This window comes from Prevotella pectinovora (assembly GCF_041323955.1).
Taxonomy (GTDB): Bacteria; Bacteroidota; Bacteroidia; order Bacteroidales; family Bacteroidaceae; genus Prevotella; species Prevotella pectinovora.
Genome location: NZ_JBGLIV010000001.1, coordinates 568389 through 583216, shown reverse-complemented (window position 1 = coordinate 583216; position 14828 = coordinate 568389). Strand labels below are relative to the sequence as shown.

At 46.3% G+C, this 14828-nt stretch carries 12 protein-coding genes and 1 other RNA gene; 7 read left to right on the top strand and 6 right to left on the bottom strand.

Annotated elements, in window-relative coordinates; genetic code table 11:
* The first annotated feature begins 109 nt into the window (after nucleotides 1-109).
* The 4 genes from ssrA (at nucleotide 110) to ACDC99_RS02245 (ending at nucleotide 3578) form a co-directional block, all read left to right on the top strand.
* Nucleotides 110-509: a transfer-messenger RNA gene (gene ssrA, locus ACDC99_RS02260) on the top strand.
* A 66-nt stretch (nucleotides 510-575) separates the two neighbouring features.
* Nucleotides 576-1358 (top strand): DNA alkylation repair protein, encoded by a 783-nt coding sequence (locus ACDC99_RS02255; protein ID WP_370755666.1) that lies wholly within the window; start codon nucleotides 576-578, stop codon nucleotides 1356-1358.
* A 71-nt stretch (nucleotides 1359-1429) separates the two neighbouring features.
* A complete protein-coding gene (locus ACDC99_RS02250) occupies nucleotides 1430-2386 on the top strand; it encodes an Rpn family recombination-promoting nuclease/putative transposase (protein ID WP_288772843.1) in 957 nt (318 codons plus the stop codon).
* A 25-nt stretch (nucleotides 2387-2411) separates the two neighbouring features.
* On the top strand, nucleotides 2412-3578 hold the full coding sequence (locus tag ACDC99_RS02245) for an FprA family A-type flavoprotein (RefSeq protein ID WP_042519044.1): 1167 nt from the start codon (nucleotides 2412-2414) through the stop codon (nucleotides 3576-3578).
* 433 nt (nucleotides 3579-4011) lie between these two features.
* On the opposite strand, the gene ACDC99_RS02240 is transcribed toward ACDC99_RS02245, so the two are convergent.
* On the bottom strand, nucleotides 4012-4935 hold the full coding sequence (locus ACDC99_RS02240) for an IS982 family transposase (protein ID WP_287071600.1): 924 nt from the start codon (nucleotides 4933-4935) through the stop codon (nucleotides 4012-4014).
* A 369-nt stretch (nucleotides 4936-5304) separates the two neighbouring features.
* Between ACDC99_RS02240 and ACDC99_RS02235 the strand changes: the two genes are divergently transcribed.
* The gene (locus ACDC99_RS02235; RefSeq protein ID WP_042519048.1) at nucleotides 5305-6417 is read left to right on the top strand and encodes a porin; all 1113 of its coding nucleotides are present in this window, start codon (nucleotides 5305-5307) and stop codon (nucleotides 6415-6417) included.
* A gap of 106 nt (nucleotides 6418-6523) precedes the next feature.
* Here ACDC99_RS02235 and ACDC99_RS02230 read toward each other — a convergent pair whose 3' ends face one another.
* On the bottom strand, nucleotides 6524-7876 hold the full coding sequence (locus ACDC99_RS02230) for a glycoside hydrolase family 28 protein (RefSeq protein WP_231565998.1): 1353 nt from the start codon (nucleotides 7874-7876) through the stop codon (nucleotides 6524-6526).
* A 50-nt stretch (nucleotides 7877-7926) separates the two neighbouring features.
* Nucleotides 7927-9402, bottom strand: coding sequence for a glycoside hydrolase family 28 protein (locus ACDC99_RS02225; protein WP_462686418.1), 1476 nt, complete (start codon nucleotides 9400-9402; stop codon nucleotides 7927-7929).
* A gap of 372 nt (nucleotides 9403-9774) precedes the next feature.
* On the opposite strand from ACDC99_RS02225, the gene ACDC99_RS02220 reads away from it, so the two are divergent.
* A complete protein-coding gene (locus ACDC99_RS02220; RefSeq protein ID WP_022316731.1) occupies nucleotides 9775-10917 on the top strand; it encodes an MraY family glycosyltransferase in 1143 nt (380 codons plus the stop codon).
* A 68-nt stretch (nucleotides 10918-10985) separates the two neighbouring features.
* Here the strand turns inward: ACDC99_RS02220 and ACDC99_RS02215 are convergent, their stop codons facing one another.
* Both ACDC99_RS02215 and ACDC99_RS02210 read right to left on the bottom strand, forming a co-directional pair.
* Nucleotides 10986-12011 carry an IS110 family RNA-guided transposase gene (locus tag ACDC99_RS02215; protein ID WP_042517114.1) on the bottom strand — a complete coding sequence of 342 codons (1026 nt, stop codon included), beginning with the start codon at nucleotides 12009-12011 and terminating at the stop codon, nucleotides 10986-10988.
* 459 nt (nucleotides 12012-12470) lie between these two features.
* Nucleotides 12471-13076 carry an HdeD family acid-resistance protein gene (locus ACDC99_RS02210; protein ID WP_042519051.1) on the bottom strand — a complete coding sequence of 202 codons (606 nt, stop codon included), beginning with the start codon at nucleotides 13074-13076 and terminating at the stop codon, nucleotides 12471-12473.
* A gap of 387 nt (nucleotides 13077-13463) precedes the next feature.
* On the opposite strand from ACDC99_RS02210, the gene ACDC99_RS02205 reads away from it, so the two are divergent.
* Nucleotides 13464-14417: a hypothetical protein gene (locus ACDC99_RS02205; protein ID WP_370755661.1), complete on the top strand. Its 954-nt coding sequence runs from the start codon at nucleotides 13464-13466 to the stop codon at nucleotides 14415-14417.
* 154 nt (nucleotides 14418-14571) lie between these two features.
* Here ACDC99_RS02205 and rd read toward each other — a convergent pair whose 3' ends face one another.
* Nucleotides 14572-14733, bottom strand: a complete 162-nt coding sequence (rd, locus tag ACDC99_RS02200) for a rubredoxin (RefSeq protein ID WP_022316159.1) — start codon at nucleotides 14731-14733, stop codon at nucleotides 14572-14574.
* Between the last annotated feature and the right edge of the window lie 95 nt (nucleotides 14734-14828).

Genomic DNA, 14828 nt, shown 5'->3' with positions numbered 1-14828 from the left:
GAAATCACTTGAAATGGGGATGATAATCAAGGATTTATGTCCACATATTGTCCACAAAAAGGATTTCTCAGTACACAAAACGTTGTATTTCAGTAATGTACAACACTTAGGGGTTGACTGGATTTGACAGCGGGTAGGAATGGTACGTAAGCATGCGGAGCGCAGTCTGCCGGCTCCTTAATCTCGACAGTCAACAATTTATCTGGCGAAAACAACTACGCTCTCGCTGCCTAATCGAAGTACAGTAGATTACTGGCTTTATCCCGCTACCAGGTAGCAGGACGAGACATCGCTCAAAGGCCGTTGTTCCGAGGCTCTTTGGTAAAGCGGTGCGGTTAAATCGGAAATAGTTGCGTTGTGCCTCGCCAACGTAATGAGATTTTAGAGGATAAGGCTGCGGTTGGTGGCTTGGGTCTTGCCACAGCTCGAAAATGAAGTCCAAGATAAGCATGTAGAAAACATATGGTTTCCCTGTTTGGACGAGGGTTCGAATCCCTCCAGCTCCACTCCATTATCTACTACAAGAAGTCGCTGAGTTTCAGCGGCTTCTTTTTATTTACACAGAAGGAAAAAACATGATTACAGCCAAAGATATCATTGAAGCCATGCGCGGCATGGAGAACGAAAAGCAACGAGAGATTCTGCAACGGTTTTTCAAGACCGGCAAAGGAGAATATGGAGAGGGAGACAGCTTCCTCGGACTGAAAGTGCCGCAGACACGACTCGTTGTGAAAGAGGCACGACTCAGCATAACACTAAGCGAAATAGAGAAGTTGCTCTATTCAGAGTGGCATGAGGTTAGACTCTGCGGATTCCTTCTGCTCGTTGAAGAGATGAAGGCGGCATTACCGAAAAGGAACGGCACTGGTCAACCTGACCGCAGGAAAGAGATTGCCGATTTCTATCTGCTCCATGCCATACAAGCCAACAATTGGGACCTTGTTGACCTATCTTGCAGCTATATCATCGGAACGTTTCTCCTCCATCCCCTACCCGACGGCACGATGCCTGATCGCAACATTCTCGACACGCTGTCGGCAAGTTCAAACCTGTGGGAACAGCGTATATCCATAGTCTCTACCGCAGCTCTGATAAAGGAAGGACAGTTTGGCGACACCTTGCGCATTGCCCAAAAACTGCTCCACCATCCACACGACCTCATACACAAAGCTACGGGATGGATGTTAAGAGAAGTGGGGAAAAGGAATATCGAAGTGCTACGTGGATTTCTGTCTGAGCACCACGAGACAATGCCTCGTACCACTCTACGATATGCCATAGAAAAGATGGAACCAGAAGAGCGAAGGATGTGGATGACCAATACGCCACATTCAAAAAACAACAAATTCCTTTCATAAAAGAGCAAAGATAATTGCAGATTTAATAAAAAGCATTATCTTTGCAAATAAACTTCATTAAATGTCTCATTATGGCAAAATTCATCAACCCTTTTACAGACATAGGATTCAAAAGGATTTTCGGACAAGAGATATCCAAGCCGCTGATTATTGATTTTCTCAACAGTCTGCTGCTCGGCGAAGAACGCATAACAAACATTACATTCCTCGATAAAGAACAACCAGCCCTCTTCGAAGACGACCGTTCGCTTATATACGACATATACTGCCAAACGGAAAAAGGAGAAAACATCATCGTGGAAATGCAAAACAAGTCACAGCCTTATTTCAAGAACCGGAGCATCTATTATGTATGTGAAGCCATAGCAAGACAAGGAGAAAGGGGAACAGACTGGAAATACAACATCGATGCGGTGTATCTTGTAGCCTTTCTGAATTTTTGCCCGATGGACTTTGACAAGAAGTTCCGGTCGGATATAGGATTGGCAGACAAGGGAAACAACAAGCTATTCTCAGATAAGATGAGGATGACTTTCATGCAGCTCCCTTTATTCACCAAGGAAGCCGACGAGTGTGATACAGATTTTGACAAATGGATATATGTACTGAAGAATATGGAGACATTGACAAGATTACCTTGGGCAGCCAAAAGTTCGGTTTTCAAGAGACTGGAACAGATTGCTGACGTCGCCTCCCTTTCGAGACAGGAGCGAATGAAATATGATGTTGGTCTCAGGAAATATCGTGACACATTATCCGTTCTTGAAGGTGCCAAGCAAGACGGATTGGCGGAAGGACGTGCAGAAGGACGTGCAGAAGGACGTGCGGAAGGACGTGCGGAAGGACGTGCGGAAGGACGTGCGGAAGGACGTGCGGAAGGACGTGCGGAAGGACGTGCGGAAGGTATAGAGAAAGAAAAAATCGAAACAGTAAAGCGACTGAAGGCCATAGGAGCAGATATAAACATGATTACCGTCGCTACAGGATTGTCTGCAGAAGAGGCAAAAAGAATATTATCCACCTTATAGAAATAAAAACAATAATAATATAAACATGAAAAAAGTTACAGACACCATTTATTATATCGGTTGCGATGATGCCGACATTCGACTCTTTGAGTCGCAGTATAACGTACCAGAGGGCATGTGCTACAACTCTTTCCTCATCATGGATGAGAAAGTGGCTATCATGGACACCTCTGACAAGCGCACTATGGAGGAATGGAAAAAGAACCTGACAGAAGGCCTCGACGGTCGCAAACCAGACTATCTCGTAGTGCAGCATCTCGAACCAGACCATGCTAGCGGCATAGCTGAGGTGAAGGCGATGTACCCTGAAATAAAGATCGTATGCTCAGCAAAAGCAAAGACCATGATTCCGCTTTTCTTCCCGGAACTGAATGTGGACGACTGCGTTATCGCCGTCAAAGAAGGCGACACTCTTGAACTTGGCAAACACACATTGCATTTCGTTATGGCACCGATGGTACACTGGCCTGAAGTGATGGTGACATATGATGCTCTCGACAAGGTATTGTTCGCTGCCGATGGATTCGGCAAATTCGGTGTCATGAATGCCGACCCGGACGACTGGGCTTGTGAGGCACGCCGCTACTACTTCAATATCTGCGGAAAATACGGAGGTCCTGTTTCCACACTGCTCAAGAAAGCATCGCAGCTCGACATAAATATGATTCTGCCACTACACGGACCATTCCTCAGCGGTGAGAAGATGCAGGAGGCACTGCGTCTCTACACCATATGGAGCAGTTATGGAGTGGAAGCAGAAGGTGTTCTTATCGCTCACGCCTCAATACACGGATGCACAAAAGCGGCAGCTGAGAAACTCGCCGACATACTGCGGGCTAAGGGCTGCAAGAAGGTGGCTATCACCGATCTATGCCGCGACGACCTTGCTGAAGCCATCGAAGACGCATTCAAATATGGCAAGGTGATACTCGCAGCATCAAGCTACGACGCCGGTCTCTTCCCTCCGATGTTCGACTTCCTGCATCATCTCAAAATCAAGGCTTGGCAGAAGCGCGAGGTTTCCATTATCGAGAACGGCAGCTGGGCACCGAGTGCAGGCAGAGTGATGAAGCAGATGCTCGAAGAGATGAAAAACATCACGATAAAGGGCGACCTTGTAACACTGCGCGGCGTGATGAAAGAGGGTGACATCCCTGCCCTCGAAGCACTTGCAGATGCAATTCTTGCATAAAAAGTCTATACACTTCTATACGGAGCTGAATAACAAACTACAATGAGTCGGAGTGATGATGGAAATCAAAGGACCATCGTCATTCCGGCTTGTCTTTTTAGAAAGAAAACAAAAACATCACAAAGCGACGTCTTTATCCCAAATCGGCCATTAGGGCTTGCTTGGATTTTGTTTTTTTAGAAGAGTGGATTTTGTTTGGCTTTTAATGAGTAATAGCGAGCTATTGCGAATTAAAAACTGACAAAAGACGCTTTATAAAAAGCAAAAGACTGCAAGCAGTCATAAAAAAAAATAAAGTAAACGTCCTAACCTGAGTTCGGGATAAGCGACAGTCGTTTTTCTTGCTATGCCAGATTTCCGATAGGTGCATATTACATTTGCCCTCCAAACAATATGGATGGCAAAATGCAGAATTGTAAAGTCCAAATGAAGTTTACTTTATAACAGCAAGCTGTCCGTCAACATTCTCTATGCAATAGTCAATGTTGATGGATGGCTTCTTTTCAAAGAAGCTATACGCAGCCAAAACAGAAAGGACATTCATTACGAAATTGAACACGCTACGATGTCTTGAATGTACAAGTTGTGCAACATTCTTAAGTTCGTCATTGATGGTTTCTATGACAGATCTTTTGCGCAACAGAATCTTGTCATACAATGGCATGAGCTTGTTTTTCATATTGCATTTCAAGCCAGTGACAATTTCTATACCGTCGTTAAACAATCTCTCAAACAAGCCATGCGAAATATATCCTTTGTCTGCGAATAATTTTCCGAACACATTATCACTCAATCTGTTAAAAACATCTGTATTTCTATCGTCAACATTCGCTTTCGTAAGCATAAAGTTAAGCAGTTCACCTCTCTCATTGCATATCAGGTGTAACTTGAAACCGAAATACCATCCCATGGTGCTTTTGCCTCTTTCTGCATAACCACGGAACACCTTATTCCTTGTTATACGCTTGTTGTGGCATACAGGAATGCATGTACTGTCAATGAAACTTATACCCGTGCATCTGCCAAAGCAAAACAGTTGGAGGAACAGCATCATCTCAACCGCGACTCTGGACTCGAGTTCAACAAAGCGGTTATATGAGAGCTGCTTTGGGAACAAGTCGTGCAGGTGCACCTTGACATAAAAGAGGTAATAATGCTTGAAGTTGCGGAAAGTATTGAAATGAAAGCAGATGAGTATTGTCATGATTTCCGACCGGCTCATAGTACATTTCCGATTGCGGTGCTTACGCCCGTCAGGCTCACAAATGGACATGCGGGCAATCTCTTTATCATATTCTTGGCAAAAATCATCGATAATACAGAAAATTTCAGTAATTTTGTCCTTGGTAATCTCCATAACTATAGTATCCTTTTACTTTATAACTAATTGATTTACAACCATAAAGGTACTAAAAATTATTGAGATTACCAACTTTTATAAAGACTTTCTTATCCCGAACTCAGGTTCCTAATGACCGTTTTGGGTTATGCTATTTCATATTCCTGAACATACGTCAGGACGACACAGAATGATTGACAAAGTGTATTTACAAAGAACCAATTCAGACGACAAACCTTGGTCAGTAAGAGAAAATGAAGTACCTTTGCGCACTTGTAGTGACATAATGTTGGTATTTGACTATCCAGGAAAGGCGGAAATATGGCAAGATCAACATGACCATGCATAACAGAAATACCCAGAAAAAAACACAAGATAAAATAAGATATGAGAAAACTTACTTTGGCAGCCGCCCTTATGATGGCGGCAACGACGTTTGCTCAAGAAACGAAACAAACGCCATGGTTCAGTAACATCAAACTGTCGGGCTACGGTCTCGTGGAATACCAATACTCCGGCCAACAGGGCAACAAGTCGAACACTTTCGACCTGCGCCTGGTGAGAGTGTCGCTTGACGGGCGGTTGAAAGGTGACTTCTACTGGAAGGCCCAGATGCAGATAAATGGCAACACGACGAACAACGGCACATCGCCACGCCTCGTTGACCTATTTGCAGAATGGCAGAAATATCCATTCTTGAGAGTAAAGGCAGGACAGTTCAAATTGCCATTCACCTTTGAGAACCCCATGCACCCTATCGACCAGGGCTTTATGAGCTACAGCCAGAATGTGAGCTGCCTGTCTGGATTCTCCGACCGGTCAGGACAGCAGTCGAGCAACGGTCGCGACATCGGTATACAGTTGCAGGGTGATTTCCTGAATGTCGGCAAAGGCAGACCTCTGTTCCACTATCAGGCAGGAGTGTTCAACGGTCAGGGAATAAACCGCAAGGACGTTGACCAGCAGAAAACAGTGGCTGGCGGCGTGTGGGTGATGCCTGTAGAGGGAATGCGCATCGGAGTGTTCGGCCTGGAGGGTTCTTATGCCCGCAAATGGAGCTATACCGATGAGGCGGGACAGAAACACAGCGTGACAAAAAGCCTGCCGCAACACCGATATGCCGTGAGTGCGGAATACGTGACCAAGAGCGACTGGACTTTCCGTTCTGAATATATCCACAGCACGGGTGAAGGTTTCAAGACTTCCGACAACGAGAAGAACGCAGACCTTACGCTCAACGGCTATGGCAGCAAAGCCGACGGTCTGTATGCCCTCGCCATCGCCCCTATCAAGAAGAAGAAAGCCCATGTGAAGGCACGCTACAACATGTATCGCCGCAACGGCGAATGGGACAAGTCGAAGACCATGTATGAAATCGGCGCCGACTACAAGTTCTCTAAGAACATTGGAGTCACCGCCGAATATGTTTTCGTAAACGACCGCACACTGAACAAGCACAACTATAATATGGCAGACGTCCAGCTGCAGTTCAGATTCTGATAAAACGAATTACCAAGCAGACAAGCGAACAAGGATATTCCCAGATTGTCATATTTATATCAAATGACAATATCATTGTCTGCTTGTCTACTCGTCAACTCGTCAACTAATTGAAAATCTTGTCTTTTGCCGTCACCTGTGTTGGCACACCAGCCTTTCCGCCCAGATGACAGCCTGCGAACATAACGCCCTCTGTATTATCCATGCTGAGGGCGTTTTTCACTTCCTTTATATCCACATTCCGAAACACGACATCTGATATCGGCTTTGCCTCTGTACCCTGCAATATAATACCGCCAATGCGAGCCTTGTCGCATCGGAGTCCGTCCACGAAGATGTTTCTGACCACAGAGAAGTGGGTATCGTCCATTCCCTCACCGGCATACATGCTCGTGACATAGAAAAGGTCTTCCACCTCACCGAATTCACAGTTCCTGACATAAAGCCCTTCCACAAATCCGCCGCGGTTGGGATTCGTCTTCACGAAGATGCCGCGTTTGCAATATCCGGCATAGGTGCAGTCTTCCACAAATACGTTTCTCACTCCTGCCGACATCTCGCTGCCTATCACCACAGCATGCAATCCCTTGAAACGGCAGCGGCGGATAATAATGTTCTCTGACGGAGAAGCCGCCGCCCATCCGTCATTGTCGCGTCCGCTCTTTATCGCCACATTGTCGTCGCCATTATTGAACGATACGTCTTCGACAAGTATATTTCGCGACATCTCCGGGTCTATACCGTCATTGTTCACAAGCTTGGCATCATAACGCAGCGATCGGCAAATGATGTTCTCGCTCTTGAGCAGATGAATACACCAGAACGGAGAATTGGTGACAAAGAAATCGGCAAGCGTAATGTTGGTACATCCGAAAAACTGTATCAGCTGCGGGCGCAGCCACGATCCTTCACCGAAGTTGCGTTCAGGGACGGGAGTCTCCTTATGGTTCATATTCCGCGACAGTTGCTGCGCTGGTTTCTGTTTTTTGCGCCATGTGGCAAAGGTGGTTGAAGCATTGCCATCAATTGTTCCCTTGCCGATAATGGATATGTCATGCAGACCATAGCCATATATGAACGGAGAGTAGTTCTGAAGGAATGTCCCCTCCCAACTGGTCTTCACCATAGGGAGATAAAACTGCGGATCTGGCGAAAAGCGCAATATGGCACCTTCGGACAGTTCCAGACAGGTATTGCTCTCAAAATGTATAGGTCCCTGCAAATAGTATGTGCCTGCAGGCACTACAATGTGCAGTCCGCCATTCTTCTTCGACTGCGCCATAGCCTTTTTGAATGCAGGCAGACAATCTTTCTTTCCGTCGCCCTTAGCGCCGTATTTCAAAATGTTCACTTTCTTCTTTGGCATATGTGCACCTGTAATGACGGAGAGGATGGAATCCCTTTTCGCCGTGTCGTAACCACCGGCTGACACTGCCATACAGAACAACAGAAGCAACATTACTGATGATATTTTTCTCATTGCTCAAACGTTATTGGTTTCTATCTGTTTCATTTCAATACAGGCTTCTCTGCCTTGCCGCCTTTGATGTTGTATCTCAGCGAATCGCCTGGCACGTAGAATGTAACGTTGTCAAAGGTTATGCCACGACTGTTGTCGATATTGATGTTGTTGTCGGTAGCCTGTATGGTGATGTTTCTCAGCGTCAACGAACCGACGTCGTTGAGCGTCTTGAAGATGCGGTTGGTCCTCACCACTCCATTCTCCAGCAGCACTCCCGTTGTGGGCACTTCGGGTATGGTGTTCATACTCATCATGCGGTCGGCAGACTCGATGATGAAATTCCTTATCGTGATGTCTTTCACCACTGGAGTGAGCGCAGTGACGGCAAGAGGCGGATTGCGTTGTGCCAATTCCCCCATATACATGCGCGAACCGAGGAGATCCCATGTGAATGCTTCTGCCACGTCTATGAGCCGCACATTGTCGTAGGCGATGTCCCATATTCCACCGCCTCGATTGCGTCTCGTTTTGAATCTGAAGCCTGTGCGTGTGCCGTTGAACACATAATGATGCAGATACACATTCTTTATTCCTGCCGCCGTCTCGCTGCCACAGGTTATGCCGCCATGTCCCTTCTCGGCAAGACAATATCTGATGACGACGTTCTCTGTAGGTCTGCCCACTCTCAAGCCGTCTTCTGCCCTTCCGCTCTTCAGCGTGAAGCAGTCGTCGCCGCAACTGAGAGTGGAATACTCTATCAGCACGTTCTTACACGACGAGATGTCGATGCCGTCGCCACTTGGAACTCCCACGGAATTCACAGTGACACCGCGTATTATGACATTATCGCAATATATGGGATTGATGTTCCACAACACGCTACGTTCAAAGGTGACTCCCTCTACGAGCACATTCTTGCAGTTGATTGGCGAAAACGACTTCGGACGGTAAAAGGTGCGGCCGTCGAGTCCGTCGCAGAGTCTCTCTGCCACAGGCAGCCGATAGTCCACATCTTTCTCCACCACACTGTTGCCGTTGCGCAGAGTCCTCATCTCCACGTCCATCGGCGGACCGGACACCACGCCATGTCCTGTCAGAGCGATGTTCTTCGCTCCGTTGGCATAGATGAAAGCTCCTGCTCCCATAACTTCTATACCCTCATGGCGGGTGAATACTGCTGGCTGATAATCGGCTATCGATGCCGAAAACTCCAGACGAGCACCTTCGGCAAGATAAAGTTCCACGTTGCTCTGCAGCTCTACCCTACCCGTCAGCCATCTGCCTTCAGGCACGATGAGTCGTCCGCCGCCCATTGCCGACAGTTCAGCAATCTTGGCATTCAAAGCCTTGGTCACCTTGCCCGCTGAATCCTTGTCGCCATCGCTGATTATCAGACGGTTTGACTTGAACACTGGCCGTTTTACCTGTTTCATCTTGAACGGCAGCTTGCCCAGCGGAGCGATGTCTGCCGGCATAGCCTTGGCACCCACCTGACTCAACCTCACTATGTTGCCGTTTTCCATCAAGTCTGAAATGGCGACAGCTGATGCATATGCCTGTCCGGAGCCAACTTTTGTTTCATCGTCTCTGACGCCTGACGCAAAAGCTGCATCGAGAGAGACGGCAAAAAGTATAGCCGGCAATAATGGTTTCATATCCATAATGTTTCTGAAAATGTTGTTATTCTGTAATTTACAATACCAATACACCCTGAGGTACATATCTTTTCGACGTTCTGTTATTAGATTTGTAACGCAAAGTACAGAAAAAAGACATTACTTATACAATATTAACCGAATTTCAGTGTTATAATACTAAAAATTGACGCTCGCCATAGTGTGGCTTTCGCTGCCGGCCAAGCGCGTCACAGGATAAATACAGACTTAAATATAACAATGAACACGATATCATTACTGCTAATAGGCACATTTCTCATAAGCATGCTCACGGGCTTCTGCTTCATACCATTCATTCTGAACTTCTGCAGAAGGAACAAGCTCTACGACATTCCCGACGAACGTAAGGTCCACCATGCGGCAATCCCCCGACTCGGCGGAATTTCCTTCCTGCCAAGCATGCTGCTGGCAGCAATCATAATGCTGCTCACTTACGAGAACATCACGGGCGACCAGAAAATCGTGATAAACCAATGGACGGCAAGCTGCATGATAAGTCTGCTGATAATATATGCCGTGGGCATAGTTGACGACATCGTGGGAGTACAGGCCAAGATAAAGTTCATGTTCCAGATCATAGCAGCCAGTCTGCTGCCAATCTCAGGCCTATATATCAACAATCTATACGGATTCTGCGGCATCTATGAGATCCCGTTCGCTGTGGGATTCCCTCTCACGGTGCTCTGCATAGCATTCATCGACAACGCCATGAACCTCATCGACGGCATCGACGGACTGGCAGCAGGACTCGCCTTCATTGCATTGGGAGGATTCCTCTATGGTTTCTATTGCATAGAACTGTATATCTACTGCATTCTCATCGCCGGACTGATGGGAATCCTGTTGGCCTACATGTACTACAACATCTTCGGCAATCCTGAAAAGGGACTGAAGATTTTCATGGGCGATTCGGGAAGCCTCACCATCGGCTTCATGCTCAGCTTCTTCACCATCAAATTTGCAATGAGCCGTCCCGACCTCATTCCATGCGGCAAATACGACATCACGCTGTTCTGCAGCGATATGCCATACGAGAAAGTGTGTCTCGCCTTTGCATACAGTCTGATGATAGTGCCCACCTTCGATGTGTTCCGCGTGATAATCGTAAGAATGAAACACCACACGCCGATTTTCAATCCTGACAAGAGACACATACACCACAAGTTCCTTGCCATCGGTCTGAACCAGCATCAGACTCTCGTTTCGATACTCTCACTGCAGCTGGCATACATCATCATCAATCTGGCAATGATTCCATACGTATGCATCTCGCTGATCGTGCTTATCGACATTATCCTCTTCATCGCCATAAATATGGTGATGACAAGAATCATAAACAAGAAGCAGGCAGCAAAGAACTGACGCTGAATTCATTTATCCCAAATCGCTTTCTATGTTAATATCCAAATGTTTTGACCATTATTTTCAATTTATGCTGAGATTTTATATTCAGGGGTGAATGTTTGGCGATTTCTGACCATGGCTGTGACCAAATGTACAAGTTTGTTCTTGACATTGTTCAGTGCAACCTGCTTCTTCTTTCCTCGTTCTACGAGGCGCATGTAGTACCTCGCCATAATGGGATTGAAGTTGACGGCAGCTAGTGCCGCTTGCGTCAGCATGGCCTTTATCTGGCGGTTAGCCATATAATGTACATGCGGATCGGAATGCACACTGGTTCCCGAATCTTTGCCAAATGGAGCTAGGCCGTAATAGCAGGCAATCTTGCGTGAGTCGTAGTTGAAACGCCGGAAGTTGTCGGTGTACACCATCAGGCACACAGCGTTCTGCGTTCCTATGCCAGGCACCGAGGTCACGATGGTGAACACCTCGGTGAGTTCCTCGTCCGACTTGATGAGATCGGCAATGCGCTTATCTATCTTCTCTATCTCCTTATTGAGTTCAGAGACGATGTGCCGTCCGCTCTGCGAAATCATTGTCTTGACTGGCGACTTCTCCATAGTGAGTCGCTTTTCGCCTCTACGCACCTGGAAACTGCATCTGTGTCTTACGATCATCTGACGGTATAGGAACAGCTCACGCAGTTGTGTAAGCGACTCGCTAAGAGGCTCGTACATAACGGCTTTATCGTAATTCCTCATGGCGTATTCTGCAATCATCGAGGCGTCAGCACGGTCAGACTTCAATCGTCTAAGACCAGATGCGTCTTTGATGCTCTTTGCGTTCTCAAGCCACATGTCGTAGCCTTTACCGTAGAGGAAGTTGCACAGTCCCTTGCTGTAGTCGCCCGTGTTCTCGCCACAGAAGAGCCACAAGGACGAGTCGATACCGCAGGAATTCTGCTCAACCCACTTGACCAACTGCCTATAGCCAGACACGGTTGTCTTGAACTCGTTGAACACTCTAGCAGCGGTTTCTGCCAGTCCGTCTGCAAAAAGGATAGCCACATCAACTTTTTCTTTCGAAAAATCAACTCCGATAAATAAATTCTTCATAACTTTGTACGAGTTATATTGTGTAGAATTGGTCAATAGTTGTATGGACTAACACTCTAACAAGGCTCAGAGCCGATAACTTTCTATCTGGTCTTTGCAACTATGTCGATGAGGACCTAAACGATTTATAGCTTTACGGCTGGGTCATTAGCTGGTTTACCTCTTCGACAGACCGATTCTACCTTTTTACAACAAAGGTACGAAACTGTCTTTAGCAATCATAGTTTTACCTTGATTATTTTGGAGTTTATGCGACTTCGTCGCAATCTTCTGCAAACTTAGAGGTCATTAGGCCGTTTATTGTATTTTTTAATTACTGCTTGCAGTCTTTTGTTTTTTATAAGGCGTCTTTTGTCTGTTTTTAATTCGCAATAGCTCGCTATTACTCATTAAAAGCCAAACAAAATCCACTCTTCTAAAAGAACAAAATCCAAGCAAGCCCTAACGACCGATTCGGGTTTATTCTTTTTCACCGTCACTTGCCTTGTCGCTTTTCGACAGCATACGACGGTATTGATGTATCTTGAACGCACTGATACACTCTGACACGCCATAAAACAGCAGACACCATCCGATGATGAGCAACGGCAGTCCTGCCGACTCCATCGGCTTCACCATAACAAATATACCAGTGAGCAATATCAGCGAAGGGCACACCCAATACCACATCGGCAGACGTGCGAACTTGCGGGCCTGGATAAGCACAAGAAACTGATTGAGGGCTCCGAGCAGCAATATGCCGCTGAGCACATACATCAGCGATGTGACGAAAGCTCCCGGCATAAGCGCCAATATGAAACCGAGAATCACGCTGCCCAAACCAACGATAGGGAATGCCGGTCTGCCGCCGACGAGGAGTCTGCCGTTGGAATCGTAAACCTCATTGTCGGCACTGTGCATACGGGCATTGAAATACACAACGCATGATATGACGCCGGAGATGAGGAAAAGCACACCGATGGCTATCGTAATGCCTTTCACCGTACTGTCCGGATTCTTGATTAGCATTCCGCCAACAACAATGGCACAGATGGCACGGAACACTGAACTCTGCAAAATCTTCATAATCGTTTCCTTTCTTATTATTGTTTCCAAACGCAAAGTTAGCGATTTTATTCCATTAAGCCTAATCTTTTACTGTTGACAAGTGAGTAAATACACCATATACCTTTCTTCGGTTATCGTTTTATCGTATGAAATGAATAAACTTGCTCCTTACATTTGGCAAGTTTCAAACTATATTTCCTGACCTTGATTTTTCCCCCACAGCGTGGGGAACATCACCCCCTAATGTGGGGGTTCATTCCCCACGTTAGGGGGTGAATTCTATATGATAAAAAGTCGAATGACACTTTTCTGTGGAACGTCCCTAAAAAAAAGTGATGTAAGTGTCCGTAATTCACATAAAATGTGTAAGTTTGCAAATATAATAACCTGTAAACGCCATCGCATATGATATTACATGTAGCCAATCCGATTTACGACTCCGTGTTCAAATACATAATGTCTGACGAACGCATATCAAAGACCATCCTCTCTGTACTGCTGAAGAAAGAGGTGGTGAAGGTGGAGATGCGCCCGCACGAGTATGTGAACACCACACGAGACACGCTTTCAATGTTCCGCATTGACTTTGCAGCCACCGTGAGGGAGAAGGATGCTGAAGGCGAGGGATTCAAGGACCGCGTCATCCTTATAGAACTGCAGAAGACATGGCTCGACACGGAGACCCTGCGCTTCCGCCAGTATCTGGGTGCGCAGTACAGTAACAAGATAAACATCCGCAAAGACTCGCCGAAAGGATTCGCATATCCAATGGTTGCCGTTTACCTTCTCGGACATCGAGTCGGCGACATTGAGGAGCCGGTGGTTTATGTCAACCACGACGTGTTCGACTACAACGGTGAGGTGGTAGAGGAGGGCAAGGAAGACCCGTTCGTTGAGAGTCTCACCCACAACAGCATAATTGTGCAGATACCGAGATTGAAAGGCCGTGTGAACAACCGCCTTGAGAAGGTGCTCAGCGTTTTCGACCAGTCGAGGAAAGATGCGGAAGACAAGCAGGTTCTCAATATTGACGAGAACAAATATGAGGATGATGCCGACATGATGTATATGCTCCATCGTCTTACAGCCGCTGCCGCCGACTCCGAGATGCGTCAGGACATGAACGTGGAGGATGAATATTACAAGGCGATAGAGGACCGTGACACGGCAATAATGAACCGTGACAAGGAACTGAAGCATAAGGATGAGCAACTCCAGCAGAAGAGCGAGCAGCTTCAGCAGAAGAGCGAGCAACTAAATAATATAGTAAGATCACTCTATTCAAATGGTATGAACATTCTGCAGATTGCTGAAATTACAGGAATCAGCAAAGATGAAGTGGCAGAAATATTGAAATAGAGAGTTTGATAAAATCAAAAAAAGCAATCAGACATCAGGTATTGCTTGAATCTTGCTTTTCAGAAGAGTGGGGTTAAATACATAAACCGGTCATTGGAATGTGCATTATGTCATGCATGCCAATGACCGGTCTATTTTGTAATTTATTCTATTGTTATTCAGTCTCGCTGAATTCATCCTTGCCTACTCCACAGAGTGGACAAGCCCAATCTGCAGGAAGATCCTCGAATGCAGTGCCAGGAGCGATACCATTGTCTGGATCACCTACTGCAGGGTCATATACATATCCACAAACGTCGCAAACATACTTTTTCATAATAGCCTCCTTGTTTTATTATTGTTAAACGATTCTGACAGTGACACCGGTCTTGCCAGCATTGTCGTCTGTCTTTTCATTATCATCTCTTTTAC